This window comes from Mesorhizobium sp. M7A.F.Ca.US.014.04.1.1 (assembly GCF_003998745.1).
Lineage (GTDB): Bacteria > Pseudomonadota > Alphaproteobacteria > Rhizobiales > Rhizobiaceae > Mesorhizobium > Mesorhizobium ciceri.
The window spans coordinates 1-475 of sequence record NZ_RZRW01001440.1 but is presented as its reverse complement, the minus strand read 5'-3'; the positions used below and the strand labels follow the sequence as shown (position 1 = coordinate 475).

Below are 475 nucleotides of genomic sequence, written 5' to 3'. Positions count from 1 at the left end.
CTGGAGAGGCATCCGGCGACGGGTCAAGCGCGCCGATGGTCCTGAGCGGGTTTTCGGCGAGTGGTGGAAGCGCGATGCCGAGCTTGCCGCCGTGCGCGACTATTTCCAGGTCGAAGATGAAGCCGGCGAGCGGTTCTGGATCTATCGCGCAGGCGATGGCGAGGATGCCGCGACCGGTTCCCATTTGTGGTTTCTGCACGGCATTTTTGGATGACGGCTTCCTACGTCGAATTGCAATGCACCTCGCATTTCTCCTTCCTTCGCGGCGCTAGCTCCTGCGAGGAATTGTTTGCCCAAGCAGCATGCATGGAGATGCCGGCACTTGCCATCTGTGATCGCAACAGTCTGGCCGGCATTGTCCGCGCGCATGAGGCCGCCAAGGCAACCGGTGTCAGGCTGATCGTCGGTTGCCGGCTGGATCTGGCGGAAGAGATTTCCATCCTGGTCTATCCGACCGATCGCGCGGCTTATTCAC

General features: G+C 60.8%; 1 protein-coding gene and 1 pseudogene. Both read left to right on the top strand.

Annotated elements, in window-relative coordinates; translation table 11 throughout:
• Positions 1-214, top strand: a pseudogene (locus EOA22_RS37005) (DNA polymerase Y family protein); the annotation flags it as partial.
• Positions 211-475: PHP domain-containing protein (locus EOA22_RS37000; protein ID WP_127390776.1), on the top strand; the 265-nt coding region annotated here is incomplete at its 3' end. The pseudogene EOA22_RS37005 and the gene EOA22_RS37000, both read left to right, overlap by 4 nt.